The sequence below is a fragment of the Ideonella sp. P3_A4 genome, assembly GCF_056403075.1.
Genome location: NZ_JBFUGE010000301.1, coordinates 1 through 7406, shown reverse-complemented (window position 1 = coordinate 7406; position 7406 = coordinate 1). Strand labels below are relative to the sequence as shown.

Genomic DNA, 7406 nt, shown 5'->3' with positions numbered 1-7406 from the left:
CAGCAAGCATGCGTCGCGCGCGCCCACCGGCCGCAGCGTGGCGGTGTACTGGTCCAGCTGCGGCAACAGGCCGATCTCGCGCAGCAGCACCAGCTCGAAAGCCCGCAGCGCGGCCGGCGTCAGCGTGTCGTCGGCTGCGGCCAGCGCTGGCATCGTTGCGGCGTAGGCGTCGAACAGCAGCGCGTGCGGGTCGTTGCGAGCGAGCAGCTTCATCAACAGCTCGTTCAGGTAGAAGCCCGAGAACAGCGCTGCGCCACCCAACATCGGGCCGCCACCGGCCCACTCGGCGCTGCGTAGTGTCACGATGTCGACCGTCTCGTCACGCGATGGGCGGCTGACCGACACATGCAGGCGCTGGAAGGGCAACAGCGCTGGGCGCAGCTGTGAATAGGGCCGCTTGGCGCCCTTGGCCACCACGGTGAGCCGGCCCTGGTCGCGCGTGAACAGGTCCAGGATCAGGCTGGTCTCGCTCCAGTCGTAGCGGTGCAGCACATAGGCTGCGCTGGCCGAAGCGGCACGGGCCACGCGAGCGGCGCCTTACTCGTAGCCGTAGGTGCGCAGGTGCTCTTCGCTGTCGGCCCAGCCTGAGCGCACCTTGACCCACAGCTCGAGGAAGACCTTGGCTTCCATCAGGCGCTCCAGCTCTTGCCGCGCCTCGCTGCCGATGCGTTTCAGCCGCTCGCCCTTGTCGCCGATGATCATGCCCTTGTGGGCATCGCGCTCGACGACGATGGACGCGGCAATGCGGCGCAGGTTGCCCTCTTCTTCCCACTTGTCGATCACAACAGTTGAGGTGTAGGGCAGCTCGTCGCCTGTCAGGCGGAAGAGTTTCTCGCGGATGATTTCGCTGGCGAGGAACTTCTCGCTGCGGTCGGTCAGCATCTCCTGGTCGTAGTACCAGAGCTGCTCGGGCAGGTAGGGCTTCAAGATGCCGAACAGGCGATCGACATCGGCCATCTTGTGGGCCGACATTGGTACGTACTCAGCGAAGGTATGCCGGTCCTGCATGGTCTTCAGCCACGGCAACAGGTCAGAGCGGCGGTTCACCGCATCGAGCTTGTTGGCCACCAGCACGACCGGCTTGTGCTTCAGGCCTTCGCCCTGCAACAGGCTCAGCACCTTGGCGTCGTCGATGCCGAAGCGACCGGCCTCGACCAGGAACAGCACCAGGTCGACATCGGAGAGCGTGCCAACGACTGCGCGGTTCAGCGAACGGTTCAGCGCAGCGGCGTGACGGGTCTGGAAGCCGGGCGTGTCGACGAAGATGAACTGCGCTTCGTCAACCGTACGCACCCCGGTGATGCGGTGGCGCGTGGTCTGCGCCTTGTTCGAGGTGATGCTGATCTTCTGGCCGACCAGGGCGTTCATCAGCGTCGACTTGCCGACGTTGGGCCGGCCGACGATGGCGATCAGGCCGCAGCGTTGTGACGGGCCGGCAGCGGCGCCGGCATCAGAAGACGGGGGGGCGGTGGGTTCCACAGGGATGATTGTGCTGCGGCTGCGGCCGGCGCGCAGCCGGCTTCGGGCCTGGGTGTCAGCCGCGGCCGCCTTCGGCGCGCAGCAATTGGTCGAGCAAGGCCTGCGCGGCCTCTTGCTCGGCGGCACGACGAGACTTGCCCTCGCCGCGGGCACTGCGTTCCAGCGCCGGCACGCTGGCCTCGACCTCGAAGGTCTGCGCGTGGGCTTGACCACGGGTGGCGACGATGCGGTAGGCCGGCACCGCGTGGCGACGTGCCTGCAGCCACTCCTGCAGCTCGGTCTTCGCGTCCTTGCGCCAGCTGTCAACACTGGTGCTGGCGATGATTTCGCCGAACAGCCGCGTGACCAGCGCGTGCGCAGCCTCGTCGCCGCCGTCGATGTAGACGGCACCGATCACAGCCTCCATCGCGTCGGCCAGGATCGATGCACGCTGCGCTCCGCCACCGCGGGCTTCTCCCTCGGACAGGCGCAGCACCTCAGGCAAACGCAAGGCCAGCGCCAGCTTGTGCAGTGAGTCTTCGCGCACCAAGTGCGCCCGCACCCGCGTCATGTCGCCTTCGTCGGAGCCGCCGAAGCGGTCGAACAACAGGCGCGAGACGGCCAGGTTCAGCACCGCATCGCCCAGGAACTCGAGCCGCTCGTTGTGCTCAGCGCCGAAGCTGCGGTGGGTCAGCGCGCGCAGCAGCAGGTCCGGGCGGCGGAAGCGGTGGTCCAAGCGCTGCTGCAGCGCGTCGTGTCGGGTGTCCATCGGCAAGGGGGTGACGGCCACAGTGGAGAGGCCGTGAGGTTCACCGGGCAGGCGCGGTGTACCGGTACTTGATCAGCAGGAAAACCGGGGCTATGAGTTCGACTTCGTCATCGTAGGCAAAGCCCACGCGAAAGCCATCTCCAGCAGCTTCGATCTCAAGGTCCTCGCCCTTGATCATGTCATTGGTGTATTCGATGTCACGCTGGCGATTGAAGGCCGAGCGGATGGCCGGTACCGTGTTCGGCCGCGGTTCGCTGCGCATCACCCGGTCCACGGTCCCACGCGTCGTCAGGTACTTCTGCACCGACGGGTAGACCTTCATCAGCACCAGGGCGCCACCTCCGATGACGACGGCCCAGAACAGCATGCCGAACAGGCTCAAGCCAAGCTGGCGGCGAGCAAAAGTGGGACTCATGGCGCGAGGTACTCCGCTTTGATAGGCCGGTTCAATGGAAGGCACCGAACCGTCCGAGGTTACCGAAATTCATCCAGATGAAGAAGGCCCGGCCGACCAGATTCTCGTCGGGCACAAAGCCCCAATAACGCGAATCCTGGGAATTGTCACGGTTGTCGCCCATCACGAAGTAGTGGCCAGCGGGCACCTTGCAGGTCACGCCTTCGGCGCTGTAGCTGCAGGCTTCGCGGTGCGGGAAGACGGTGATCGGACCGAACGGCTGGCCCGGGCCTTTTTCGTGCTGGATGCGGTGTTCCATGTCACCCAGCTTCTCGCGCAGCAGGTTCATGTAGCGCATGCGCTCGTCGTCGTAACCGTCGCCTTGGGGCGTGTTGGCGACCACCTGGCCGTTGATCTTCAGCTCATGGTTGCCGTAGCTGATCTCGTCGCCCGGCAGGCCAACCACCCGCTTGATGTAGTCGATACGCGGATCGACCGGGTAGTGGAACACGACCACGTCGCCGCGTGCCGGCGTGTGGTTCGGGATGATCTTGGTGTTGATCACCGGCAGGCGGATGCCGTAGTGATACTTGTTGACCAGGATCAGGTCGCCGACTTCCAGCGTCGGGATCATCGAGCCGGACGGGATCTTGAACGGCTCGAACAGGAACGAGCGCAGCAGGAAGACGACGATGATCACCGGGAACAGGCCAGCCGTCCAATCCAGCCACCAGGGCTGCATCAGCAGCCGGCCACGGGCTTCGTCAACGTTCCCATCGACCTGCTTGATGCCTTTGCTGGCCAGCTCGGCACGGCGCGCGGCGTCCTGCTTTTCCAGGTTCTGCGCGGCGGCTTCGCGTTTGGGGCGGAAGTGGAAGCGCTCGGCCAGCCAGTAGAAGAAGGTCACGACCGACAGGATGAACAGCAGCAGCGAGAAGTTGCCCACCCATTTGTCCATGTACCAGCCGCCAAGGTAAACGATCAGGGCGCCGTACAACGCGGCGGTGAGGTAGCTCATGGATGGATGCTTGGCGTGTGGTTGATTCTTGTCGTCAGTCGTCGACTTGCAGAATGGCCAGGAAGGCCTCCTGCGGCACCTCGACGGTACCGATCTGCTTCATGCGCTTCTTGCCGGCCTTCTGCTTCTCGAGCAGCTTCTTCTTGCGGGTGATGTCGCCGCCGTAGCATTTTGCCAGGACGTTCTTGCGAAGCGCCTTGATGTTCTCGCGCGCGATGATGTTGGCGCCGATGGCCGCCTGGATCGCCACGTCGTACATCTGGCGCGGGATCTGCTCGCGCATCTTGGCCGCCACGGCACGGCCGCGGTACTGGCTTTGCACCCGGTGCACGATGATCGACAACGCATCGACCCGGTCGCCGTTGATCAGCAGGTCGACCTTCACGACATCGGCCGCGCGGTATTCCTTGAACTCGTAGTCCATCGACGCATAGCCGCGCGACACGCTCTTCAGCTTGTCGAAGAAGTCCAGCACGATCTCGGCCAGCGGCATGTCGTAGGTCAGCATGACCTGGCGGCCGTGGTAGGCCATGTTCAGCTGCTGGCCGCGCTTCTGGTTGGCCAGCGTCATGACGGCGCCGACATAGTCCTGCGGCATGTACAGGTGCACCCTGACGATCGGCTCGCGGATTTCGCGGATGCGGCCCGGGTCCGGCATCTTGGCCGGGTTCTCGACCTCGATCACCTCGCCGTCGCCCAACTCGACCTCGTAGACCACACTAGGAGCCGTCGTGATCAGGTCCTGGTCGAACTCACGTTCCAGCCGCTCCTGCACGATCTCCATGTGCAGCAAGCCGAGGAAACCACAGCGAAAGCCGAAGCCCAACGCCTGGCTGACTTCAGGCTCGTAGCGCAGCGAACTGTCGTTGAGCTTGAGCTTCTCCAGCGCATCGCGCAGCGAGTCGTACTCGCTGGCTTCCGTCGGGTACAGGCCGGCAAAGACCTGCGGCTGGATCTCCTTGAAGCCGGGCAGCGCTTCGGTCGCCGGGCCGGCGTTGTTCGGCAGCTTCTTTTCCAGCGTCAGYGTGTCACCGACCTTGGCGGCCTGCAGCTCCTTGATGCCGGCGATGATGAAACCCACCTCCCCGGCCCGCAGTTGCTCACGGTTCTCGCTCTTGGGCGTGAACACGCCCAAGTGCTCGATCGGGTAGACCGTGTTGGTGGCCATCATGCGGATGCGGTCAGCCTTGCGCAGCTCGCCGTCGACCACCCGCACCAGCATCACGACGCCAACATAGTTGTCGAACCAGCTGTCGATGATCATCGCGCGTGGCGGGCCGTCCGGGTTGCCGCGCGGTGCCGGCATGCGGGCGATCACGGCTTCGAGGATGTCGTCGATGCCCAGCCCCGTCTTGGCCGAGCAGGGGATGGCGTGCGTGGCATCGATGCCGATCACGTCCTCGATCTCTTCCTTGGCGCGCTCAGGGTCGGCCTGCGGCAGATCCATCTTGTTGAGCACCGGCACCACCTCGACGCCGAGCTCGATCGCGGTGTAGCAGTTGGCCACCGTCTGCGCTTCGACGCCCTGGCTGGCATCAACGACCAGCAGCGCACCTTCGCAAGCTGACAGCGAGCGGCTGACTTCATAAGAGAAGTCGACGTGCCCCGGCGTGTCGATCAGGTTCAGGTTGTAGACCTGGCCGTTCTGCGCGGTGTACTGCAGCGCTGCGGTCTGTGCCTTGATCGTGATGCCGCGCTCGCGCTCGATGTCCATCGAGTCGAGCACTTGAGCCTCCATCTCGCGATCACTCAAGCCACCGCAACGCTGAATGATCCGATCGGCCAGCGTGCTCTTGCCGTGGTCGATGTGGGCAATGATGGAGAAGTTGCGGATGTGGTCCATGAGACTTGGAGAACGTCGCTCGTGCAGGAGACAAAACGGCGCGGCCGTTTCAGCGCGAGCTCACATCGCGCCGCGATGTGAAGGGCCGACGGCCCGTATCGAAGTGTTCGAAGAGGCTAAAAAAAAGGCACGTCCAAAGTGGAGACGCGCCTTCCAACAAAACGTATGGCAACTGCTTGTTGGGCTTTCATTGTAGCCAAAAGCCCCCCGCTGCAAGCCGCGTATTTATTGGGTTGGCGCCCGTTGCAGGGTGCCAACAGCAAAATCTATCCACAGTTTATCAACAGCGCCGTGTGTATACCCTGGGGACAGTTTTGGCGTCCCCTGAACACGCCAAAGCGCTCACTAAACCATGGCGCTGCAGGCCGCATTGTATCTGTTCGCAGCGTCAATCCTGCGTCATCCAGAGATGTTTGTGAGCGCACACAAACTTTAGCGTCGTCGCGGCGCGACGCAATGCAATCGGCGTGCCAATTCCACCGTTTTCGTACACTCCCACCACGTGAAAAGACCCGCCATCCCAGTCGGGCAGCGGGTCTCTTTCAGGCTCTTGGAAGGCCTCAGCGTGCCGGGCGGATCACGATGTAGTTGACCCACTCGCCGCGCCGGACCAGCAGCGTGACCGGCTTGTTCTTGTCGAGTTTGGCGACCACGGTGCCGAACTGTTTGACATCCAACAGCTCGGTGTTGTCGATCGACAGGATCACGTCGCCCTCGCGAATGCCTGCGCGGGCCGCCGCACCGTCGGCGGTCTCAACCCGCAYGCCACCGCGCACCTTCAGTTCCTTCTTCTGCGCGTCAGTCAACTCGATAACGGTCAAGCCCAGGTGAGCCTTGGCCGCCGATGAAGACTGCGACTCGGCAGGCGTCGGCGCGCGCGGCTTGGCGCCGTCGGCTTCGAGTTCAGCCACGGTCAGCGAGACGTCCTTGTAGCTGCCGCGACGGAAGATCTGCAGCGTGGCCTTGGTGCCCGGCTTGATGCTGCCGATCATGCGCTGCAGATCGACCGACTTCTCAACCTGACGGCCATCCACCTTGACTAGGATGTCGCCGGCTTCGATGCCTGCCTTTTCGGCCGGCGTGCCCGGTTCGACGCCCTGCACCATCGCGCCGATCGCCTTGCCCAGGCCAATCGATTCGGCCACTTCCTTGGTGACCGGCCCGATGCGCACACCAATGCGACCACGGACCACGCGGCCGCCGGCACGCAGCTGATCTGCCACGCGAATGGCCTCGTCGATGGGAATCGCGAACGAGATGCCCGCATAAGCCCCCGACGGGCTGTAGATCTGCGAGTTGATGCCGACCACCTCGCCACGCAGGTTCAGCAGTGGACCACCCGAATTGCCGGGGTTCACAGCCACATCGGTCTGCAGCAGCGGCACGTAGTCGCCGGTGTCACGCTGCTTCGCGCTGACGATGCCGGCGGTCACCGTGTTCTCCAGGTTGAACGGCGAGCCGATCGCCATCACCCATTCGCCGACACGCAGCTTGTTGACGTCGCCGATCTTGACGGCCGGCAGGCCGGTCGCGTCGATCTTCACGACCGCCACGTCGGTGCGGGTGTCGGCACCGATCACCTTGGCCTTGAACTCGCGCTTGTCGGTCAGCGTGACGATCAACTCGTCGGCGCCGTCCACCACGTGCGCATTGGTCATCACGAAGCCGTCGGCGCTGAGGATGAAGCCTGAGCCGACACCGCGCCGCTGCGGGACGTCGTCATCGTCGTCGTTGTTGCCACGCGGGTTCCGGTTGTTCGGCATCGGGATGCCGAAGCGGCGGAAGAACTCTTCGAGGTTGGGATCCACCTGACCCCCACCCCGTCCGACGTTCTTGGCCTTCTCGGTCGTGCGGATGTTGACGACCGACGGACCGACCATCTCGGCCAGGTCCGCGAAATCGGGCATCGCGCGCAGCTGTGGCT

7 protein-coding genes are annotated in these 7406 nt (G+C 64.1%); all 7 read right to left on the bottom strand.

Going from position 1 to position 7406, the window contains the following annotated elements; translation table 11 throughout:
- On the bottom strand, window positions 1–525 hold a 525-nt coding region (gene recO, locus AC1DYI_RS22040), incomplete at its 3' end, for a DNA repair protein RecO (RefSeq protein ID WP_477206274.1).
- Between the two features lie 12 nt (window positions 526–537).
- Entirely contained in the window at window positions 538–1485 is a 948-nt protein-coding gene (era, locus tag AC1DYI_RS22035; protein WP_477206275.1) for a GTPase Era, read from the bottom strand.
- 49 nt (window positions 1486–1534) lie between these two features.
- Window positions 1535–2227, bottom strand: coding sequence for a ribonuclease III (gene rnc, locus AC1DYI_RS22030; RefSeq protein WP_477206273.1), 693 nt, complete (start codon window positions 2225–2227; stop codon window positions 1535–1537).
- A 40-nt stretch (window positions 2228–2267) separates the two neighbouring features.
- A complete protein-coding gene (locus tag AC1DYI_RS22025) occupies window positions 2268–2687 on the bottom strand; it encodes a DUF4845 domain-containing protein (protein WP_477206272.1) in 420 nt (139 codons plus the stop codon).
- The gene (gene lepB / locus AC1DYI_RS22020) at window positions 2674–3639 is read right to left on the bottom strand and encodes a signal peptidase I (protein ID WP_477206271.1); all 966 of its coding nucleotides are present in this window, start codon (window positions 3637–3639) and stop codon (window positions 2674–2676) included. The genes AC1DYI_RS22025 and lepB overlap by 14 nt, the downstream gene beginning before the upstream one ends.
- 34 nt (window positions 3640–3673) lie before the next feature.
- Window positions 3674–5482: a translation elongation factor 4 gene (gene lepA, locus AC1DYI_RS22015; protein ID WP_477206270.1), complete on the bottom strand. Its 1809-nt coding sequence runs from the start codon at window positions 5480–5482 to the stop codon at window positions 3674–3676.
- A gap of 560 nt (window positions 5483–6042) precedes the next feature.
- A partial coding sequence (locus tag AC1DYI_RS22010) for a Do family serine endopeptidase (protein WP_477206269.1) occupies window positions 6043–7406 on the bottom strand: 1364 nt, incomplete at its 5' end.